The 20815-nt window shown below is 67.9% G+C and carries 23 protein-coding genes; 10 read left to right on the top strand and 13 right to left on the bottom strand.

Annotated elements, in window-relative coordinates; all coding sequences use genetic code 11:
* The 7 genes from infB to SH203_RS11085 all read left to right on the top strand — a co-directional run.
* The coding region (infB, locus tag SH203_RS11115; protein WP_087120993.1) for a translation initiation factor IF-2 at positions 1–2080 on the top strand (2080 nt) is incomplete at its 5' end.
* 226 nt (positions 2081–2306) lie between these two features.
* Positions 2307–2732 carry a DUF2141 domain-containing protein gene (locus tag SH203_RS11110; RefSeq protein ID WP_087120992.1) on the top strand — a complete coding sequence of 142 codons (426 nt, stop codon included), beginning with the start codon at positions 2307–2309 and terminating at the stop codon, positions 2730–2732.
* 34 nt (positions 2733–2766) lie between these two features.
* Positions 2767–4239: a carotenoid oxygenase family protein gene (locus tag SH203_RS11105; protein ID WP_087120991.1), complete on the top strand. Its 1473-nt coding sequence runs from the start codon at positions 2767–2769 to the stop codon at positions 4237–4239.
* A gap of 66 nt (positions 4240–4305) precedes the next feature.
* A complete protein-coding gene (locus SH203_RS11100; protein ID WP_087120990.1) occupies positions 4306–5448 on the top strand; it encodes an acyltransferase in 1143 nt (380 codons plus the stop codon).
* 35 nt (positions 5449–5483) lie between these two features.
* Complete coding sequence (locus tag SH203_RS11095) at positions 5484–6014, top strand: CHAP domain-containing protein (RefSeq protein ID WP_087120989.1); 531 nt, start codon at positions 5484–5486, stop codon at positions 6012–6014.
* Between the two features lie 183 nt (positions 6015–6197).
* Complete coding sequence (locus SH203_RS11090; RefSeq protein ID WP_087120988.1) at positions 6198–6995, top strand: tryptophan 2,3-dioxygenase; 798 nt, start codon at positions 6198–6200, stop codon at positions 6993–6995.
* Positions 6996–7067: 72 nt separating this feature from the next.
* Complete coding sequence (locus SH203_RS11085) at positions 7068–7553, top strand: PA2169 family four-helix-bundle protein (protein WP_087120987.1); 486 nt, start codon at positions 7068–7070, stop codon at positions 7551–7553.
* Positions 7554–7614: 61 nt separating this feature from the next.
* Here SH203_RS11085 and rplS read toward each other — a convergent pair whose 3' ends face one another.
* The 3 genes from rplS to SH203_RS11070 form a co-directional block, all read right to left on the bottom strand.
* Entirely contained in the window at positions 7615–8040 is a 426-nt protein-coding gene (gene rplS, locus SH203_RS11080; protein WP_087120986.1) for a 50S ribosomal protein L19, read from the bottom strand.
* 1 nt (position 8041) lies between these two features.
* Complete coding sequence (gene trmD / locus SH203_RS11075) at positions 8042–8782, bottom strand: tRNA (guanosine(37)-N1)-methyltransferase TrmD (RefSeq protein ID WP_087120985.1); 741 nt, start codon at positions 8780–8782, stop codon at positions 8042–8044.
* 80 nt (positions 8783–8862) lie between these two features.
* The gene (locus tag SH203_RS11070; RefSeq protein ID WP_087120984.1) at positions 8863–9333 is read right to left on the bottom strand and encodes a hypothetical protein; all 471 of its coding nucleotides are present in this window, start codon (positions 9331–9333) and stop codon (positions 8863–8865) included.
* A gap of 101 nt (positions 9334–9434) precedes the next feature.
* Between SH203_RS11070 and SH203_RS11065 the strand changes: the two genes are divergently transcribed.
* On the top strand, positions 9435–9572 hold the full coding sequence (locus SH203_RS11065; protein WP_087120983.1) for an entericidin A/B family lipoprotein: 138 nt from the start codon (positions 9435–9437) through the stop codon (positions 9570–9572).
* 110 nt (positions 9573–9682) lie between these two features.
* The gene (locus tag SH203_RS11060) at positions 9683–10075 is read left to right on the top strand and encodes a YidB family protein (protein ID WP_087120982.1); all 393 of its coding nucleotides are present in this window, start codon (positions 9683–9685) and stop codon (positions 10073–10075) included.
* A 4-nt stretch (positions 10076–10079) separates the two neighbouring features.
* Here SH203_RS11060 and SH203_RS11055 read toward each other — a convergent pair whose 3' ends face one another.
* From SH203_RS11055 to SH203_RS11020, 9 genes are all read right to left on the bottom strand, one after another.
* Positions 10080–11846 (bottom strand): MFS transporter, encoded by a 1767-nt coding sequence (locus SH203_RS11055; protein WP_087120981.1) that lies wholly within the window; start codon positions 11844–11846, stop codon positions 10080–10082.
* A gap of 37 nt (positions 11847–11883) precedes the next feature.
* On the bottom strand, positions 11884–13407 hold the full coding sequence (locus tag SH203_RS11050; protein WP_087120980.1) for a response regulator: 1524 nt from the start codon (positions 13405–13407) through the stop codon (positions 11884–11886).
* Positions 13408–13496: 89 nt separating this feature from the next.
* Positions 13497–15116 carry a YifB family Mg chelatase-like AAA ATPase gene (locus SH203_RS11045; protein ID WP_087120979.1) on the bottom strand — a complete coding sequence of 540 codons (1620 nt, stop codon included), beginning with the start codon at positions 15114–15116 and terminating at the stop codon, positions 13497–13499.
* A 61-nt stretch (positions 15117–15177) separates the two neighbouring features.
* Positions 15178–16131, bottom strand: coding sequence for a glutathione synthase (gene gshB / locus SH203_RS11040; protein ID WP_087120978.1), 954 nt, complete (start codon positions 16129–16131; stop codon positions 15178–15180).
* Positions 16132–16336: 205 nt separating this feature from the next.
* Positions 16337–16531 carry a Trm112 family protein gene (locus tag SH203_RS11035; RefSeq protein ID WP_087120977.1) on the bottom strand — a complete coding sequence of 65 codons (195 nt, stop codon included), beginning with the start codon at positions 16529–16531 and terminating at the stop codon, positions 16337–16339.
* A 63-nt stretch (positions 16532–16594) separates the two neighbouring features.
* Positions 16595–17251 (bottom strand): LON peptidase substrate-binding domain-containing protein, encoded by a 657-nt coding sequence (locus SH203_RS11030; protein ID WP_087120976.1) that lies wholly within the window; start codon positions 17249–17251, stop codon positions 16595–16597.
* Positions 17252–17267: 16 nt separating this feature from the next.
* Positions 17268–18170 carry a thioredoxin gene (gene trxA / locus SH203_RS11025; protein WP_087121017.1) on the bottom strand — a complete coding sequence of 301 codons (903 nt, stop codon included), beginning with the start codon at positions 18168–18170 and terminating at the stop codon, positions 17268–17270.
* Between the two features lie 254 nt (positions 18171–18424).
* Positions 18425–18706 (bottom strand): hypothetical protein, encoded by a 282-nt coding sequence (locus tag SH203_RS15340; protein WP_143275722.1) that lies wholly within the window; start codon positions 18704–18706, stop codon positions 18425–18427.
* A 115-nt stretch (positions 18707–18821) separates the two neighbouring features.
* Entirely contained in the window at positions 18822–19334 is a 513-nt protein-coding gene (locus SH203_RS11020; protein WP_087120975.1) for a prolyl-tRNA synthetase associated domain-containing protein, read from the bottom strand.
* A 37-nt stretch (positions 19335–19371) separates the two neighbouring features.
* Between SH203_RS11020 and SH203_RS11015 the strand changes: the two genes are divergently transcribed.
* A complete protein-coding gene (locus tag SH203_RS11015) occupies positions 19372–20139 on the top strand; it encodes a DUF6065 family protein (protein ID WP_087120974.1) in 768 nt (255 codons plus the stop codon).
* A gap of 58 nt (positions 20140–20197) precedes the next feature.
* Here the strand turns inward: SH203_RS11015 and SH203_RS11010 are convergent, their stop codons facing one another.
* Entirely contained in the window at positions 20198–20767 is a 570-nt protein-coding gene (locus tag SH203_RS11010) for a hypothetical protein (protein ID WP_087121016.1), read from the bottom strand.
* Between the last annotated feature and the right edge of the window lie 48 nt (positions 20768–20815).

Raw genomic sequence — 20815 nt, 5'->3', positions numbered from 1 at the left:
CACCGGCCCCGGCGGCCGCGCCGCGCCCAACGCCCCGCCCGCCACGCCGGAAGTGGCCCGTCCCAGCCGCGCGCCCGGCGCCGGCTTCGGCCGTCCGGTCGGCCGTGACGACGATCGCGACAAGCGTTTCTCCGACGCCGGCAAGGCCGTCAGCCGCACGCGCGGCGAGCCCAAGCGCCGCGAAGGCCGCATGACCATCCAGTCGGTGGTCGGCGACGGCGACGCCGCCGAACGGATGCGCTCGCTGGCCTCGGTTCGCCGCGCCCGCGAACGCGAGAAGGAAAAGCGCAAGGGCGGATCGACCGACGCGCCGAACCGTCCGCGCGAAGTGGTCATCCCCGACGTCATCACCGTGCAGGAACTGTCCAACCGGATGGCCGTGCGCGGCGTCGACATCATCAAATTCCTGATGCGTCAGGGCATGATGATGAAGATCAACGACGTGATCGATTCCGACACCGCCGAACTGGTGGCCGAGGAGTTCGGCATGGCGGTCAAGCGCGTGTCCGAATCCGATGTCGAGACGGGCTTCCTGGCCGAGGCCGACGACGAGGGCGCCACCGAGACGCGCGCCCCGGTCGTGGCCATCATGGGCCACGTCGACCACGGCAAGACCTCGCTGCTGGACGCCCTGCGCACCACCGACGTCGCGGGCGGCGAAGCCGGCGGCATCACCCAGCACATCGGCGCCTATCAGGTGCGTCTGGAAGACGGCCAGAAGGTCACGTTCCTGGACACGCCGGGCCACGCCGCCTTCTCGGCCATGCGGGCGCGCGGCGCCACCGTGACCGACATCGTGGTTCTGGTCGTAGCCGCCGACGACGGCGTCATGCCGCAGACCATCGAGGCCATCCAGCACGCCAAGGCCGCCGAGGCCCCGTTGATCGTGGCCGTCAACAAGATGGATAAGCCCGGCGCCACCTCGCAGAAGGTCGTCAACGAACTGCTGCAGTACGAGGTCATCGCCGAAAGCCTGGGCGGCGACACCCAGATCATCGAGGTGTCGGCCAAGGAGCGGATGAACCTGGACGGCCTGTTGGAAGCCATCCTGGTCCAGGCCGAGGTCATGGACCTGCGCGCCAACGCCGATCGCTCGGCCGAGGGCGTGGTCATCGAGGCCAAGCTGGACAAGGGCCGCGGCCCCGTCGGCACCGTCCTGGTCAAGCGCGGCACGCTGAAGCGCGGCGACATCGTCGTCGCCGGCGGATCGTGGGGCAAGGTTCGCGCCCTGCTGAACGAGCGCAACGAGCAGCTGACCGAAGCCGGTCCCTCCGTCCCGGTCGAGATCCTGGGTCTGGACGAGGCGCCGTCGCCCGGCGACGTCTTCGCCGTGGTGGAAACCGAAGCCCGCGCCCGCGAGCTGACCGAATACCGTCAGCGGGTGAAGCGCGAGAAGGCCCAGGTGTCGGGCGGCTCGGTCTCGCTGGTCGATATGATGGCCAAGCTTGGCTCCAAGAAGATCAGCGAACTGCCGGTCGTCATCAAGTCCGATGTCCAGGGTTCGGGCGAAGCCATCGCGGCCTCGCTGGAGAAGATGGGCAACGACGAAGTCCGCGCCCGCATCGTCTATTCCGGCGCCGGCGGCATCACCGAGAGCGACGTCAACCTGGCCAAGTCGGCCGGTGCGCCGATCCTGGGCTTCAACGTCCGTGCGTCCAAACAGGCGCGCGACCTGGCCGAACGCGAAGGCGTGGAGATCCGCTACTATTCGATCATCTACGATCTTCTGGACGACATGAAGGGCGTGCTGTCGGGCATGCTGGCGCCGCTGCAGAGGGAAACCTTCCTGGGCAACGCCGCCGTCCTGCAGGTGTTCGACATCTCCAAGATCGGCAAGATCGCCGGCTGCCGCGTCACCGAAGGCGTCGTGCGCAAGGGCGCCCGCGTCCGCATCATCCGCGAAGACGTGGTGGTGCTGGAGCTGGGCGTGCTCAACACGCTCAAACGCTTCAAGGACGAGGTCAACGAGGTGCCATCGGGCCAGGAGTGCGGCATGCAGTTCCAAGGCTTCCAGGACATCAAGGAAGGCGACTACATCGAGTGCTTCACGGTCGAAGAGATCAAGCGCACCCTGGACTAGGGCGACGCGAAGGCTCCAAATCGACGAAGGCCCGGAACCCAGGTTCCGGGCCTTTTTCATGGGCGTCGAAACAGGTGGTCGTTCGCGCTTCGTCAATGACAGGGCGTGGTCGTTGGCGAAGACGGGGCGGTCGCCGCCGTAGATCGAATGGCGCAAGCCCGGAATGGGCGGCACGGTCTGGTCATCGAGAGCCGGTCGTCGGTTCTCCCCGAACAGGACGCTTCTCATGAAAACACTCGCCGCCCTCACCCCCGCCCTGGCCCTGATCGTCGCCGCGGTGGCGTCTCCGGCCCTGGCCGCCGATCTGACGATCCAGTTCCCCGCCGCCGCGCATCAGGGCAAGATCATGGTGGCCCTGTATGACGGCGCCGCCGCCTATGGCGGTCAGGGCGCGCCGGCCAAGTCGGTCCTGATGGATGCGGCCGCGGGTCAGACCAGCGTGACCTTCGACCACCTGCCGGACGGCGACTACGCGGTGCGCGCCTTTCACGATCTGAACGGCGACGGCAAGATGAACACCAACCCCTTCGGCATGCCGACCGAACCCTACGCTTTCTCCAACAATGCGGTGGGCAATATGGGACCGGCCGCCTGGGACCGCGCGCACTTCGCCCTGACCGGCGCCGTCGTCCAGTCCATCGACCTGAAGTAAGCCCGCCGTCGTCGCCAGAGCCGGAAGCCCGATCATGACCCCCTCCCGCCGTTCCTTCCTGATGGGCGCCGCCGCCCTGTCCGCCGCCGTCGCCACGCCGGAAATGGTGCGGGCCGCCGCCGCGCTCGACGCCGCCGCGAGCGCGGACTGGGCCGTCGCCACCGCCGATGTCGCGGCCGACCTGCCGCGCCAGACGATGCGGCTGGTTCACGGCCGCGCGCCGGCGGGGCTGCAGGGCGCCCTTTATCGCAACGGCCCGGCCAAGTTCCGGCGGCCGGGCGGTTCGGCCACCCACTGGTTCGACGGCGACGGCATGATGCGCGCCTTCCGCATCCAGGACGGACAGGCGACGCTGGAGGCGCGGTTCGCCGATACGCCCAAGCGCCGCACCGAGACCGAGCTGGACGCCGTGGTCACGCCCGGCTTCGGCACCAAGGGGGACGCCCGCGCCCGCATCGGCTCCAACGACGACGCCAATGCCGCCAACACCGCCGTCATGGTCGCCGGCGACCGGGTCTGGGCCCTGTGGGAGGCCGGTTCGCCCCTGGCCATGAACGCCTCGGACCTGTCGACCCAGGGCTTCGTCACCCTGCGCGACGACCTGAAGGGCATGCCCTTCCAGGCCCACCCCCGCTATGGCTCGGACGGGTCGATCTGGAACGTAGGCCTCGCGGGCGGCCGCGCCGTGATCTGGCGGCTGAATCCCGACCGCAGCCTGAACGACGCCCAAGTCATCGACTTGCCGCGCGCCAGCTATATGCACGACTTCACCGCCACCGACCGACACATCATCCTGGTGCTTCAGCCCTGGGTGTTCGAAACCCACGCCATGCCGGTGATCGCGGGCCTGGCCTGGCGGCCCGAGAGGGGGACGCAGGTTCTGGTGCTGGACAAGGACGACCTGTCCAGACGCCGCCTCTACGATCTGCCCGGCTTCTTCCACTTCCATCTGGGCGACGCCTGGGCCGAGCGGGACGGGACGATCCGCTTCGATGTGGCGGCCAGCGCCGATCCGCGCTTCGCCGTGGACGGCGCGCGGGTTCTGGTCGAGGGGCGCGGGGTCGTGCCGGGCGATCCGGCCAGGCTGGCGCTGATCACCCTGCGTCCCGATGGCCGGGCCGACATGACCTACAGCCCCGTCGTCGGCGAGTTCCCAAAGGCCGACCCCCGCCGTGCGGGCCTGAAGCGCAGCCTGACCGCCCATACGTCGGGCGAAACGCGGGGGCGGCCGCTGCCGACCGGCCTGGCGGTCCACGACTGGGACAGCGGCCGCTCGCACGCCTTCGAGTTCGGCGCCCATCAGGTGGTGGAGGAGGCGGTGTTCGTGCCCAAGCCGGGGGCCGGCGCCGAGCGCGACGCCTGGCTGGTGGGGCCGTCGGTCAATCTTCGCGAAGGCCGCACCGAACTGCACGTGTTCGACGTGGCGCGGATCGAGGACGGGCCGGTGGCGACCTGGCGCGCCGATGCGGTCCTGCCCGCCGGTTTCCACGGCGTCTGGGCGGGGTGAAGACGGGGCGGCACAACCCTTGCGGGCCTTCACGGTTCGAAAAGGCTGATGTGCCAAGGTGACGCCATGACCCCCGTCCAGACGCCCGCCGATCTCCGTCCGATCACCGCATTGCGGTTCGGCGCCGCCCTGTGGGTGGCCATCTACACCTTCTGGGAAAACTTGGCGGGCGCGGGCGCGTCCGACCTGGTCGCCAAGGGCTATCTGGGGGTGGAGCTGTTCTTCGTCCTGTCGGGCTTCATCCTTAGTCACGTCTATCTGCAGGCGGCGGGCGAGAAGCGGTTCTCCTATCGCGGCTTCCTGTGGGCGCGGGTGGCGCGGGTCTATCCCCTGCACCTGTTCACCCTGATCGGCGTGGGTCTGCTGGCGACCGTGGCCATGGCCGCCGGGATGCACGTTGATCCGAACGTGCGGAACTGGGCGGCCCTGCCGGCCAATCTGTTGATGGTTCACGCCTGGGGCCTGGCGCCCGTGGCGGGCTGGAACCATCCGTCCTGGTCGATCTCGGCGGAGTGGTTCGCCTATCTGTGCTTCCCGCTGTTCGCCTTCGTCTTCTGGCGGATGCGGGCGCGGCCAGTCGCGGCCGCCCTGGGCGCCGCCGCCTTCATGGTCATCCTCTACTTCGCCTTCCACCAGATCGCGGGCTTCTCCCTGACCGAGGCGACGATCCAATGGGGCGCGCTGCGGATCGTGCCGTGTTTCGCCCTGGGGTGCGCCCTCTATCTGGTCTATCGCCGCGCGCCGCTGAAGGCGCCGTGGCTATGCTCGGCCGTGTCCTTCGGCCTGATGGTGCTCAGCGCTGCGCTCGGCCTGTGGGACGGGGTGACGGTGCTGCTGTCGGGCGCCCTGATCCTGTCGCTGGCCTCATTGCCGAACGAGAAGGCCGGTTGGCTGGCGTCAAAGCCCGCCGTGTATCTGGGTGAGATCAGCTATTCGGTCTATATGGTCTGCGTGCCGTGGAAGCTGTTGTCCGTCGGATTGGCGGCCAAGCTGTTCGACGCGCCCGACAAGCAGTTTCAAATTTTCGTGTGGTTGGGGATCGTGGCCCTGCTGCCGGTGGTTGCAGCGGCGTCCTATCATATGGTCGAACGCCCGGCGCGAAAGGCTTTGCGCGGACTGGCCGAAAAGAAAGCCCACAGCGCAATCCACAGTCGATCGCACGGCGATATGCCGAAACAACTTGCTACGGGACGTGATCCCGTGGCCTAAAGGGCCTCCCAGAAACGGGTCGGGATACCCTAAGTATGACGAAACGGCTCAAAGCCGCCGCGGTTGCGGCGACCCTCGGTTTTTTCGCCCTGGGCGTCGTCCCATCCACCGCTAAGGCCGACGAGCCGTATTGGCAGTGCGTGACCTTCGCGCGCATGTTCTCTGGCATCAATATCTTCGGCGACGCTTGGACCTGGTGGCGTCAGGCCACCGCCAACTTCCGCACCGGCAAGGCGCCGGAAACCGGATCGGTCCTGGTCTTCCGTCCCGAGGGCCGGATGCGTCTGGGCCACGTCGCCGTCGTCTCCGACATCCTGACCGATCGCGTGGTCCGCGTGACCCACGCCAACTGGGGCGGCAGCCGCGGCAAGGTCGAGGAGAACGTCACCGTCGTCGACGTCTCGCCCGCCAACGACTGGTCGCAGGTCAAGGTCTGGTACAATCCGATCAACGACCTGGGCACCACGGTCTATCCGACCTACGGCTTCATCTACAAAGGCGCCCGCGACGCCTTCGACGCCGGCCGCCAGATGGCCGCCAACGTCTCGGCCCAGAGCCAGCACTGATCCGATCCCGCTCATCCCGGCGAAAGCCGGGACCCAGTCCTGTCGCTCTGCATTGCGCTGGCTTGGAATTTGCGGATCGCCCCCACGGATTAACCGCTCAAAACGCTGGGTCCCGGCTTTCGCCGGGATGAGCGGATGGGAAGGCATGGTTGCACCTTTTCCAGACACGGGCGATAGGCGGTCATGACCCAATCCAGCGACATCAGCTACGCCGGCTATCTGGCGTTGGACGACCTGCTTTCGACCCAGCATCCGCTGTCGGACCAGCATGACGAGATGCTGTTCGTCATCATCCACCAAACCAAGGAACTGTGGCTCAAACAGATCCTGCACGAGGTGGCCCTGGCCCAGTCGATGGTGCGGGCCGGCGATCTGGTGCCCGCCTACAAGAGTCTGGCGCGGGTGTCGCGCATCCAGGCGGTGATGACCCAGAGCTGGGACATCCTGTCGACCATGACGCCTTCCGACTATCTGCGCTTTCGCGGGTCGCTGGGCTCGTCCTCGGGTTTCCAGAGCGACCAGTTCCGTCGGCTGGAGGCCATGCTGGGGTTGAAGGACGCCAGCTTCCTGAAGTTCCACGCCGACCGGCCCGAGGCGCTCGCCGCGCTGGAGGCCGCCATCGCGGCGCCCAGCCTGTATGACGACGCCTTGGCGCAGATGGCCAAGGCTGGCCTGCCCGTGCCCGCCGAGGTGCTGAACCGCGACGTTACCCAGCCTTATGAGCCGTCCGAGGCGGTCGAGGCGGCCTGGCTTGAGGTCTATCGCGACACCGAAACCTATTGGGCCCTGTATCAGCTGGCCGAGAAACTGGTCGATCTGGACGACGCCCTGCTGACCTGGCGGCACAAGCATGTGGTGACGGTCGAGCGGATCATCGGCCGGCGTCGCGGCACCGGCGGCACGGAAGGCGCCGCCTATCTGGCCTCGACCCTGACCAAGCGCTGCTTCCCCGAGCTGTGGTCGCTCCGCACCAAACTTTGATGTCGCAGGGCGAAACCTTCGCCGCGCCCGGCCATTTCGCCGTTCGACCGCCACAGCGGAAGGAAGACCGAGATGACCAATCCCAACGCCCATGACATCAAGGTCCTGAACGGCCTGATCGAAACCACTCTGGACAGCGCCGACGGCTATCGCGAGGCCGCCGAACAGACCCAGGACCCCCATTATCGCACCCTGTTCGAACGCCGGGCCGGCGAGCGCCAGCAGGTGGTCGAGGATCTGTCGGCGGCCGTGCGCGGCATGGGCGGCGATCCCGAACCGCACGGCTCCATCCTGGCCAAGGCGCATCGGGCCTTTCTGGATGTGAAACACGCCCTGCTCCGCAACGACGATTCCGTCGTCGGCTCGATCAACTCGGGCGAGGGCTTCATCGCCGGCAAATACGAAAAGGCGCTGGAGGACACGGGTATTTCCGCCACCACGCGCGAGACGGTCCGGCGCGCCTATGCCGCCGTCAAAGTCGAGCATGACCAGATGGAGGCGCTGAAACACAGTCTCCAGGGACAGCGGGACGCCGACAATCCGCTGTTTCCGCAATAGGCCGACGTGAAAAAGGCCCCGGCGTTCGCCGGGGCCTTCGTCGTTCGGTCGGAAGCTGGATTCAGGCTTCTTCGCCGGCCTTTTCGGCCGAACCCGTTTCCGGGACCACGGCGCCCTTGGCCGGGCGGGCCGTCTGGCGCTCGGCGATACGCGCCGACTTGCCGCGACGATCGCGCAGATAATAGAGCTTGGCGCGACGCACGACGCCGCGGCGCTTCACTTCGATCGACTCGATGTTCGGCGACAGGATGGGGAAGCGACGCTCGACGCCTTCGCCGAACGAAATCTTGCGGACGGTGAAGGTCTCGCTGATGCCGCCGCCGTCACGGGCGATGCAGACGCCTTCGAAGGCCTGAACGCGCTCGCGCTCGCCTTCCTTGATCTTCACATTGACGCGCAGGGTGTCGCCGGGCTGGAATTCCGGGATCTTGCGCTCGCCCAGAACGCGGGCTTTTTCTTCGGCGTCCAGCTGTTGAACGATGTTCATGTCATTTCTCCTCGGGCTTTGCGCCCTTTACCTGTGATTTGGCGGAATGCGCTTCCCAGAGGTCTGGGCGGCGTTCCCGCGTCGTTAGCTCCCGCTGCGCCTGACGCCATTGGTCGACCTTCTTGTGGTCGCCCGATAGCAGCACCTCGGGTATCTCCAGCCCCTCGAACGTCCGCGGTCGCGTGTACTGCGGGTGTTCCAGAAGCCCGTCCTCGAAGCTTTCGGACGACAGGCTGTCGCCTGAACCGAGCACCCCGGGGATCAATCTTACGCACGCCTCGATCGCGACCATCGCCGCCGCCTCGCCGCCGGCGAGAACCGCGTCTCCGACCGAGACCTCCTCGAACCCGCGTGCGTCCAGCACCCGCTGATCCACCCCCTCGAAACGGCCGCACAGCACGACAATCCCGTCGGCCCCACCCTTTTCAGGCGAGACCCATTCCCTGACGCGCGCCTGGGTCAGGGGCCTGCCCCTGGCGCTCATGTACAAAAGCGGCCGCCTTGGTCCCGGCAGGCTATCGACCGCCCGAGCCACCACGTCCGCCTTAAGCACAGCTCCCGGGCCGCCACCCGCGGGGGTGTCGTCCAGGAAGCCGCGCGTATCTGTGGAAAAGGCGCGAATGTCAACCGTTTCCAGGCTCCACAGCCCCTTCTCGCGCCAGGCCGTGCCGATCAGCGACACCCCCAATGGACCCGGAAAGGCCTCGGGGAACATGGTCAGGACGGTTGCGGTGAAGGGCATGGCGGCGGCTCATACACATAAAGTCGGAAAAAACCGACTCCGGCCGCCTTGAATCCCGTCCGGCGCCGGGCGCGACGGCGTCAGGATACCCAGGTGTCGCGGCACGCCGTCAGGGTCCAGCCCGCCGCGCCCCGACGCAACCGGCACGTCACGCCGATGCCGGCGCGCGGACCCTGCATAACGCCGGCGTCGATCGTCGCCCCCTCGGCGTCGTATCGCGGCCGTTTGAACTCGACCCATCGGAATTCCGGCCGGTCGTCCTTCGCCGCCCCATTGGCGGCCTCGCCATAGATCAGGGGAAAGCTGACGCCGTATCGCGCCCAGTCGCAGTCGGGCTTCCAGCCGTCGTCGTCCTCGCCCAGACGAAGAGGCGGCGGAGTCTCTTCGGGGCCGAACCGATAGTGTTCGCGCGCCACCGCCGCGATCACGGCGCAGTCGTCGTCGTTCGCCGTCTGGGCCTTGTCGCGCGGATCGGCGACGGAAGGCTCGGCGCATCCCGCCAAGGCCGCAGCGACGGCCAGGGCGGACAGGGCGAGCGTTCGGTTTCTCATTGCGAAGGCCTCACAACACATCTCTCGTCCGACGATGCAACCCGAAGCCCGGATCGGCGTTTGGACGGAGCTTGACCATATCAACCAAGGGGTTCCCCATCATGCGCAAGATCATCACCCTGTCCATCGTCGCCGTCGCCCTGGCCGTTTCGGCCTGCAACACCATCGCCGGCGCCGGCCGCGACGTCTCGGCCGCCGGTTCGGCCGTGACCCAGGGCGCCAACGACGCCAAGCGCTAAGGGTCGTCCTTTCGATCCTGACGAAGGGCCCGCCGGCTGTCCGGCGGGCCCTTCTCGTATCTGTCGCGAGACGGTGTTAGGTTGGCGGCCTTGAATCAGGAGACCGGATCATGGGCTTTCTCGACAATGTGGTGAACGGCTTGGGCCAGGACGCCGCCGGCGGTCTGGGCGACCTGTTGAAGGGTCAGGGCGGCGTGGGCGGCCTGGCGGAGAAGTTCGGTCAGGCGGGTCTGGGCGACGTCATCGGCTCCTGGGTCGGCTCGGGCGCGAACGCCAGCATCAGCGCCGAGCAGATCACCGCCGTCATCGGCCACGGCCCGCTCGCCGACATCGCCGCCAAGATGGGCGTCTCGCCCCAGCAGGCCGGCGAAACCCTGGCGGGCCTGTTGCCCGAGGCCATCGACCGCCTGACCCCCGGCGGTCAGATCGACGGCGCCGACGACCTGCTGGCCAAGCTGCCGGGCGGCCTCGGCGACATGATCGGCGGCTTTTTGAAGCGCTGAGGCGTCAGGAGGGCTGACCCTCCGTCGCCGCGACCGCAGGATCGGTTTCGGCCTCGGTCCTGCGCCGCGCCTCCAGCGCCGTCTGTTTGCCGGCGACCACGAAGGCCAGGGCGATTCCGAACAGGCCGATGACGAAGGAATAGAGGAAGAAGGCGATATAGCCGGCGCCGAGCGCGGCCGGGCTGACGCCGCTCGTGGCGGCGCCCGTGGCCAACACTCCTTGGGGCATATTGGCGAACAGACCTCTGAGCGCGGCGAAGGGTCCGTCGCCTTCGGCCGCGCGCGCCGACGCCTCCACGATCCTTCCCGACTGGGAGGCGATCAGCTTGCCGGGCAGGGCGTACAGCGAGGTGAACAGCGCATATTGCGTCGCGGTGAAACCGATCGACGTCAGGCTGGACATATAGGCGATCAAAGCCGTGCCCGCGTAGCCGCCGGACACGTTGTCGACGCCGATGGCCACCGTCAGCGCTGGCAGACTGTGTCCCTGCGTGGCCAGCCACGCAAAGATCAGGTTGGACACCGGGCTCATGAAGGCCCCGATGACCATGGTGCGGATCAGCCCCAGCTTGGCGACCGACCAGCCGCCGAGGAAAACGCCCAGGGTCGTCATGACCACGCCGAAGACCTTGCGCACCTCGGCCAGTTCGGTCTTGGAGAAGCCTAGGTCAATGTAGAAGGGCGGCATGATGTTCAGGACGAAGTCGGACAGGCGATAGACGCAGATCAGCGCCAGGATCAACGTCGCGACGCCGGAAAACCGCCTGTAGAAATCCACGAGCGGCTCGCCGAAAGACCCGGCCAGATAGGCCCCTGGCCTCGTCCTGACGCCGGGTACCGGCCAGCAGGCGACGACCAGGACCGCCAGCCCCAGCATGACCAGACCGAACTGCAGATAGACGCCCTGAGGCTTGGCCGACAGGGCCGCCGCCACGGCCGCCTTGCCCTCGGCGCCCAGACCGAAAAGGCCGAACAGGGCGTTCAGCGGGGCCGACTGGCCGGTCAGGCCCGCCCCCAGGACCATCGCCGCCACGCCGATGACCGCCAGGCGCACGACCCATTCGACCACCTCGAAACCCGGACGGGACGGCACGTCGCCGACGGGGATGGCGCGGATGGAATGGGCCTTTTCGCGGGGCGCGAACAGGACGCCGGCGATGCCGAAGCCCATCAGGGCGGCCATGACGGCGTAGGACAGGTTCCAATTATAGAGATCGGCCAGCACCAGCGGCACGGCCCCCGCCACGATCATGGCGACGCGGTATCCCATCTGATAGGCGGCGGCCATCGCCCCGTGCCGGCTGTCGTCGGCGGCCTCGATCCGCCAGGCGTCGATGACGATGTCCTGCGTCGCCCCGAAGAAGCCGACCAGAGCGGCGAAGCCGGCCACCGCGATCAGGGCGTTGGCGGGGTTCAGCGTCGAGATCGACCATAGGCCGAACACGATCACCGCCTGCGTCACCAGCATCCAGGCCCGCCGATGGCCCAGCAGTCGCGTCAGTCCGGGCACGGACGTTCTGTCGATCAGCGGCGCCCAGACGAACTTCAGCGAATAGGACAGGGTGGCCAGGGCGAAGAAGCCGATCACCTCCAGCGTCTGTCCGCTCTCGCGCAGCCAGGCCGACAGGGTGTCGAAGATCAGCAGGTTGGGCAGGCCCGCCGAAAAGCCCAGCAGCAGCATGATGAAGACGCGACGTTCGCCATAGACGGCCAGGCCGCCGAAACGTCCGGCGGGCTTGCCGTTCACGGCGCGGGTGGTCTGGTCGGTCATGGGCGGCTCCGGCGGCGGCCGGGACGCGGCGCCTGATTCAGCCGACCTTGGCGCGGATGTCGCGCTTCGTCCAGCGGGCCAGGGCGGCGCGCAGGGCCTCGGCGTCCAGCGGCTTGACGATATGGTCGTCCATGCCGGCTTCCAGACACAGACGGCGATCCTCGGCGAAGGCGTTGGCGGTCAGGGCCAGGATGGGCGTCCGATCCCCCGTCGCGCGGATGGCGCGGGCGGCGGCGGGGCCGTCCATGCCCGGCATCCGCATATCCATGAACACCAGGTCGTAGCGGGCGCGATCGACGGCGGCGACGGCTTCGTCCCCTGTCGCGGCGGTCTCGACCACGCAGCCTTCGCGACGCAGCAGTGTGCGGGCCAGAAGGGCGCCGACCGGATTGTCCTCGGCCAGCAGGACGCGGACGCCGGCGAACCGGGCGGGGGCGACGCGGTCGTCCTCGACCGGCTTCGATCCGTCCGGGGGCGGTGCGACATCGCCGGCGGCCGCCAACACCTGTTCGACCAGCGAGGTTCGGCGCAGGGGCTTGATCAGATAGGCGTGAGCCCCGGCCGCGCGATAGGCGGCGATCAGATCGCGCTCGCCGGGTTTCAGCATGACGATGGCGCGGCCGCCCTCTGGCGCCGGCATGGGCACGGCTGCGGTTTCGCCGGGCGGGGCCAGGGCGTGGTCGAACAGGATCACCGGCGCGTCGTCGCGGACCGCGCCGCCGGACGCCTCGATCTGGGCGCGGGCCGCCGAGCAAACGAAGGGATCGGGCGAGCGGACGGCGACGATGCGGTCCTGCAAGGGAAGGCTGCGGGCGGCGCCCACGGCGTCGAAGGCGGCTTCGAAGCGGAAGCGCGCCCCGCCGGACGCGGCGTCCGGCCGATCCTCCACCGCGACCGCGCCGCCCATGGCCAAGGCCAGTTTTCGCACCACCGCCAGACCCAGTCCGGCTCCGTCCTGACGCACGGCGTCTGAGGCGTCGGCATGGCCGAACTCTTCGAAGATGCGCGCGCGCGCGGCCGGCGGCACGCCGGGGCCGGTGTCGTCCACCAGAAAGGCCAGGCGGGGCCGCGCCGCGTCGCCGCCGACCCGTTCGACCGTGATGCGGACGCCGCCGGCCTCGGTGAACTTGACCGCATTGCCCGCCAGGTTGAACAGCACCTGTCGCAGCCGCCCCTCGTCGGCTCGGATGTCGGGCGCATCGGCGGCGACGGACCAGACGATCTCCAGCCCCTTTTCGTGCGCGCGCGGACTGAGCAGTTCGGCCACGCCGCGCACCAGTCCCTCAAGATCGACGGGCGCCGGATCGAACTCCAGCACGCCCGCGTCCAGCCGGGCGTAGTCCAGAAGATCGTTGACCAGACCCAGCAGATGTTCGGCTGACTGGCGGGCGTTCTCGGCATAGGCGCGCTGGGCGCCGTCCAGTGTCGTCCGCTCCAGCAGGCCGATCATCCCCAGCACCCCGTTCAGCGGCGTGCGCATCTCATGGCTCATCAGCCGCAGGAACTGCTGGGCCGGCGCATTCGGGGTCGTGGTCTCGTCGGTCGCCGGGCGTCGCGCCATCGCAGTCTCCATCGCCGACCAGATTAGCGGCTGAGGGTTAAGGAGCCGTCCCGTTCCGGCGATATTCCTCTGCGTTGGGCGCCATCCGGTCAGTCGTGAATGAAGGCCGCCTGTTCGATCCCGTCTTCCCGCAGGCCGAACGGCGTGTCGTTGCGGTGGGCCGAGCGGCGGTCGAAATCGGCCTCGGCGCCGATGGTGGCGCGGCGATAGATCAGGGCCTCGGCGATGTGACGACGCAGCACGCCGGTCGCCCCCTCCAGATCGGCGATGGTGCGCGCCAGCCGCAGGGTGCGGGTCCAGCCGCGCGCCGTCAGCCCCCCGGCCTCGCCCGCCCGCATCAGCAGCATCCGACCCGCCTCGTCCGGGGTGGCGAAGCGATCCAGGGTGTCGCCGGAGGCACGGGCGTTCAGACCCTGGGACGGATCGAGACCGGCGGCGCGGGCGCGGTCCTCCTGCATGGCGCGGGCGGCGGCGACGCGGGCCTTGGCCTCGGCCGTGCCCTCGGCCGGCGGCGGCAGGGCCATGTCGGCGGCGGTGACGGGCGGGGTTTCGACCGTCAGGTCGATCCGGTCGAACATGGGGCCGGAGATGCGGTTCTGATAGTCTCGCTGGCAACGCGGAGCCTTGCCGCAGGCCCCGCGCCCCGCGCCGCCCAGGCCGCAGCGGCAGGGGTTCATCGCCGCCACCAGCTGGAACCGCGCCGGATAGCGGATATGGGCGTTGGCGCGCGCCACCACGATCTCGCCCGTCTCCAGCGGCTGACGCAGCGAATCCAGGGCCTGGGCCGAATATTCGGGCAGTTCGTCGAGGAACAGCACGCCGTTGTGCGCCAACGACGCCTCACCCGGCTTGGCGCGCAGACCGCCGCCGGTCAGGGCGGCCATGGAGGCGGAATGGTGCGGGCTGCGGAACGGCCGGTCGCGGGTCAGGGCGCCGCGCTCGATCAGGCCGGCGACCGACCAGATCATGGAGGTCTCCAGCAACTCCTGCGAGGTCAGGGGCGGCAACAGGCCCGGCAGGCGCTGGGCCATCATCGACTTGCCCGATCCCGGAGGCCCGACGAACAGCAGGTTGTGGCCGCCCGCCGCCGCGATCTCCAGCGCACGCTTGGCGCTTTCCTGACCCTTGACCTCGCGCAGGTCGGGCACGGCCCGTCCGGCCGCCAGGGGACCGGGCTCGGGCGGGCGCAACACCTGGGTTCCCTTGAAATGATTGACCACCCCGATCAGGGAGCGCGGCGCCAGGATGCGCGCGCCGCCGGCCCAGGCCGCTTCGGGGCCCGTCGCCTCGGGACAGATCAGGCCCAGACCCATGGCGTCGGCGGCCACGGCGGCGGGCAGGGCGCCGCCCACCCGAGCGATCTGGCCGTCCAGACCCAGTTCGCCGATGGCCGCCCAGCCGTCCAGGGCGTCGGGCGCGATCACGCCCATGGCCGCCATCAGGGCGAGCGCGATGGGCAGGTCAAAATGGCTGCCCTCCTTGGGCAGGTCGGCCGGCGCCAGATTGGCGATGATCCGCTTGGCCGGCAGGGCCAAGCCGATGCCGGCGAAGGCGCCGCGCACCCGCTCCTTGCTCTCGGCCACCGCCTTGTCGGGCAGGCCCACGATGTTGAAGATGGTCGGCCCGTCATTGCCGATCAACTGGACCTCGACGTCCACGCGCCGGGCCTCCACCCCGTCGAAGGCGACCGTGACGACGCGCGCGACCATGTTCGTTCTCCCGCTCCAGCGGCAGAACGAACCATGAACTGAAATCTAATTCAAGTGGCGGTCACGCAACCTGTGCGGCGCGCTTCCTTTCGATCACGTCCCACATCAAGGCCGTGGCGTCGACGCCGGTGAAGGCCTTCAACTGCTGGGCGCCGGTGGGAGAGGTGACGTTGATCTCGGTCAGATAGTCGCCGATCACGTCGATGCCGACGAAGATCAGGCCGCGTTCCCTGAGCGTCGGGCCGATGGCCTTGCAGATTTCCAGGTCGCGCGGCGTCAGCTCGACCGGCATGGCCTTGCCGCCGACGTGCAGGTTGGAGCGCACCGCCCCCGCCGCAGGTACGCGGTTGATGGCGCCCACCGGCTCGCCGTCGATCAGCAGGATGCGTTTGTCGCCCTTGGTCACGGCGGGAATGAATTTCTGGATCACCAGCGGATCGCGGCTGCCGGCGGCGTGAATCTCGATCAGGGCGTCCAGGTTCGGGTCGTCGGCGCGCAGCTTGACCACCCCCGAGCCGCCGTTGCCGTGCAGCGGCTTCAGCACCACCTCGCCATGCTTCTTGTGGAAGGCGGTCAGGGCGACCGGGTCGGCCGAAATCAGGGTCGGCGGCTGAAGGCCGGGGAAGGCCGTGACCAGCAGCTTTTCAGGCGCCGAACGCACCTCGGACGGATCGTTGACCACCAGCGTCCGGGGGTGGACCGTCTCCAGCAGATAGGTGGCGGTGACATAGGCCATGTCGAACGGCGGGTCCTGACGCATCAGGATGACGTCGATGTCCTGGGCCAGGTCCAGCGTCGCCCAGTCGCCGAAATCGACGTGGTTTCCGGCCTCGCGCCGCACGGTGATCGGGCGGGCGCGGCAGTATAGGCGGCCGTCTTCCAGCGCCAGTGTGCGGAAGTCATAGACCCACTGTCTGTGCCCGCGCGCCTGGGCCGTCTCGGCCATCAGGAAGCTGGTGTCCGAGGCGATGTCGACGGCCTCGATCGGGTCCATCTGGATGGCGACTCTAAGCATCGGCGAGGCTTTCTTGCGTTGGCGGGCACGAATGGAATGGGGACGGTGAAGCTCTGCTGCAACTCCACCCGCTCATCCCCGCGAAGGCGGGGACCCAGTTCTGTCGCTCGGCAGTGCGTTGGATCGAGAGGGAACCGGGAGCGGATGCGCTGCTCGCCCAAAGCCCTGGGTCCCCGCCTTCGCGGGGATGAGCGGAGTGAGAAATCTAGTTCAGCTGACGCGCTTCTTCCGCCAGCATGATCGGCACGCCCTCGCGGATCGGATAGGCCAGTTTGGCGCCCGCCGAGATCAGTTCGTTGGCGTCGCGGTCGTAGGTCAGCTTGCCGCGCGTGACGGGGCAGACCAGCACCTCCAGCAGGCGGGGATCGACCGAGACGGGGGTGTTGAAGGCGTCGCTCATTATTTTGGGCCTATCGCGCTTTGCGCTACATGAGGCCGTTGTAGGGGGCGTTGCTGCATCGCGCTACTGCATGGACGGCGCGGCGTCGTCACCGCCGTCGGCGGCGTCGATGCGGAGAAGCGCGGTCAGGGCCTCGGCGCGGGGCATCAGGGCCACGGCCTCCAGCAGCGCCTGTTTCTCGGCCGGTTCGAACGGCAGGGCCATCGACAGGCTGTTGACCAAGGCCTCCATCGGCGCGGTCTCGGCCGTCTCCCAGTCGATGTCCAGCAGCCGGTGGGCCATATAGGCGCGCAGGGCGTCCAGGAAGGCGTGGCGGTCGAAGTCCGGTTCCTCGGGCGGCGCCGTCAGATCGGCCTCATAGGCGTCGAACGCCGCGCGCACCTGGCGATACGGCGCCTTGGACGGCAGTTCGGCGGCGATGCGGAACCGCGACACCCCGGTCAGGGTGATCAGATACCGCCCGTCGGATGTCTCGGCGAAGCTGGTGATCCGTCCGGCGCAGCCGACCGGCGACAGGCTGGGCAGGGCCGCAGTGCCGCCATTGGGCTGGACCAGGCCGATGATCCGGTCGCCCGCCATGGCGTCGTCCACCATGTTCAGATAGCGCGGCTCGAAGATGTTCAGCGGCAGTTGTCCGCGCGGCAGCAGAATGGTCCCGCCCAGTGGGAAGACCGGGATCACCTGCGGCAGATCGAGCGCCCTGACATAGCCCTGCGGCATGAAGTCCCCGATTCGTTTACGAAAACAGGATGGACGACAGGCGACGCCGGCCGTCCTTGGACACGTCGGAGGTCAGGCCGGCCGCCTCGAAGATGACCAGCAGCTGTTTGCGCGCCGCCTGCTCGTTCCATTCGCGGTCGGCCTTGACGATGGCCAGCAGATTGTCGACCGCGCCCTTGAAGTCGCCGGCCGCGCTTTGCGCCTCGGCCAGGTCGAAACGGGCCTGATGGTCGTCGGGATCGGCCGCGACCCTGGCTTCAAGCTCGGCGGTCGCGCCGGAGGGCGCTTTGGACGCCAGGGCCAACTGGGCGCGCACGCTCTGGACCGCAGGCTCCTTGGAGTCCTGCGGGGCCATGGCGATGGTCTGGGCCGCCTGTTCGGGGTCGCCGCCCGCCAGATAGACCCGCGCCATGCCGGCGATGGCCTTTTCGTTCTCGGGCTCGATCGACAGGACGTGGGCGAAGGCCTGGGCCGCGCCGCCGAAATCGTTCAGGCCCAGCGATTCCTCGCCCAGTTCCAGCAGTTGCGCGGTTTCGGTCGACCCGCCCTGACCGCCCGTCAGCTTGTCGATGAACGCCTTGATCTGGCTGTCGGGAACGGCGCCCTGGAAACCGTCGACCGGCTGGCCGTTGACGAAGGCATAGACGGTCGGGATCGACTGCACGCGCAGTTGGCCCGCATAGGCCGGGTTGGCGTCCACATCGATCTTGACCATCTTCACCGCCCCCTTGGCGGCGCGCACGGCCTTCTCCAGCGCCGGCCCCAGCGTCCGGCACGGCCCGCACCAGGTCGCCCAGAAATCGACGATGACCGGCTGATGCTTCGACGCCTCGATCACGTCGGTCATGAAGGAGGCGTCCGTGCCCTCCTTGATCAGGTCGCCGGCGTCGGGGGTCAGGGTCGGGTCGAGCAGGGTCATGGCGAGGTCCGCGCAGAGATCGGTCAGGTTCAACGGTTCAGATGGCGTCGGGATGCGCCCGCATCAAGCGGCGATTTGGTCGCGCCGGGATTTCAGACGGCCGCTGCGAAAAACACCGTCTGAATCGTCTGAATAGTGCGAAATCCCCCCGCCGCTCGTCCGATGCATCGACCGTCGGTTACGAGATGGGGCGGCGGCGCTGATCGTCAAGCTGAGGTTGGGTGCTTCTGATACGGGCGCTTAGCGGTCCTTGGTCAGCTAACGCCAAGCTCTTTCGGGAAGCCGGTCTCAGTTGTGCCTGCGTTCTGGATCATCCGAGACAACGCTGATCGTGTCAGCGTGTCAGCCATATGCCGGTTGATGGTCACCAATCGGCTCCGAGCATTTCCGTCAGCGTCAAAAAGCTGGAATGCCAGACGTTCTCCCGTCGCCGCCTGAATGTGAGGCTCGCAGCTGGGGAAGTCATTTTTGAGCGTCCGCAACAATGCTGTTCGGAACTGCGGTGTCGCAACGCTCGGCGTGATCGGTAATTTCATTCGCCAATGATCTTTCAGCTTCCAAAGGTCCGCAACGGGTCGAACCACGTCATGAGCTTCACGGCTCAAGGCTGACATCGCAAATGCAGGTGGGGCGCGCCAACAGCGTTTTCGATCAGTCCAACGCCCCGAAGTCCACCACCACCGGCTCCCGCCCCAGCAGTTCCAGCACTCGCCGGAAAGCCGCCTGATCCAGCGCGGTGGTCGCCGTATTGGTCAGGGGATGGAAGTTGACGATGTCGGCATCCCACAGGCGCTGGTCCAGCACGAAGGTCACGCGGCGGTCGGTGTCGTTGATCAGGCCGAGCGCCGTGACCGAGCCTGGGCGGACGCCCAGCGTCTCCCACATCAGGGTCTCGTTGCCGAACGACAGTCGGCCAGAGCCCATGACGCCGGTCGCGCGCTTCAGGTCGATCACCGTGTCCTGACGCGCCGAGATCAGCCACAGCCGGCCCTTGTGATCCTTGAGGAACAGGTTCTTGGTGTGGGCGCCGGGCAGGTCGGCCTTGAGGTCCAGGCCCTCCTCGACGCGGAAGACGGCCCGGTGGTCGTGGGTCGTGTGGGCCACGCCGTTCGCCTTCAGCCAGTCAGTCAAGGTTTCGCGGTCGAAGGCGGGTTCGGTCGTCATGGTTGAGCCATTGGATTTGGGGCGTTAGGACAGGGTCATGGTCGATACCGTGCAGACGCGCCCGCTGGAACTGGAATGCTATCCGATGACGGCCCGGCCGCCGGATCTGGTGCCCGGCCGCCAGTCGCGCAACTGGATGGACGCCTTCATCAGCCGCCACCCCTATCGCTGCCTGCCGCTGAACATGGCCAATACCACGGGGTGGGAAATCCTGTGCCCGTTCGGCTTTTCGGCCGAGTGGAACGGCGGCCCGCGTCAGGAAGACATCGTCATCACGCCGGATCGGCCCCAGCACGATCTGGACCATTTCGTCACTTCGCACTTCTCGCGCGGGGTCATGACCATGCATCCCCAGTATCTGTTCCGCACGCCGCCGGGCTGGGGGATGATGTGTTCGGGCTCGCCCAACCATGTGAAGGACGGCATCCAGCCGCTGGTCGGCCTGATCGAGACCGACTGGCTGCCCTTCCCCTTCACGATGAACTGGATCTTCACCCGGCCGGGCCGGATCACCTTCGAGAAGGGCGAGCCCTTCTGCTTCATCAATCTGATCGAACACAAGAAGGTCGAACAGTTCCAGCCGATCATCCGCACGCTGGAATCCAACCCGGTGATGAAGGGTCAGTTCGAGGCCTGGAACCGCGCGCGCACCGACTTCAACCAGCGTCTGGCCGGCGGCGATCCCGACGCGGCCAAGGAGGCGTGGCAGCGCTATTACTTCAAGGGCGAGGTGCCGGAAAACCTGGGCGCCGCGCCGGCGACCCACTCCAACAAGCGCCGGTTGAAGTCGCCGCGGGTCGGATAGACGAAAGCCCTCTCCCACCGGGAGAGGGCTTAAAGCGTCAGGCGGTGAAACCGGTCGCTTACGAGGTCGGGCGCGTGACCTGCGGGCCCAGGTTCTGGATCACCTCGCGCGCATCGAACGCATTGGGGTCGTTGGCGGGTTTGGCGCCCCGGCCCATGACGATTTCGGCGTTGGCCTCGAAGCGATCGACCTGACGCACGTCGAAGTCGCTGGCGCCCCAGCCCCAACGGTCCCACGGGCTCCAGAAACCGCTGCGATAGTAGCGCCACGACGGACCCCAGTAGGGGCCATAGAAGCTGTTGTAGCGCGAGTAGAACGGATCGGGCGTGGCGACGTAGCGGGTGTCGCGATCCGTGGCGCGATTGACGGTGGCGAACCAGTCATAGCCGCTTTCGGCCGTCAGCTCGGCCGAGCGCAGCAGCAGGCCCATCTCGACCTGATCGCGCGAGGTGACGGAATTGCCGGCGAAGCTGACGCGGAAACGGTTGTTCTCCAGCCGCTGTTCGGCATAGCCGCCGCGCTGGCCGTTCAGGCCGGCGGGCTGGTACGGCGTCGCGGTGGCGCAGGCCGCAAGGGCCAGCCCCGCCGCCACCGTCATCGCCAGGGTCTTCAAAGGTAGGGCTTTCATGACATCAAACTCCTTGATCGCCCATTCGGGCGCGCTGACGGCTGAACG

This window comes from Brevundimonas sp. SH203 (assembly GCF_002157625.1).
Lineage (GTDB): Bacteria > Pseudomonadota > Alphaproteobacteria > Caulobacterales > Caulobacteraceae > Brevundimonas.
Note: the sequence above shows the minus strand (reverse complement) of the source record. Positions and strands in the feature narration are given on the sequence as shown.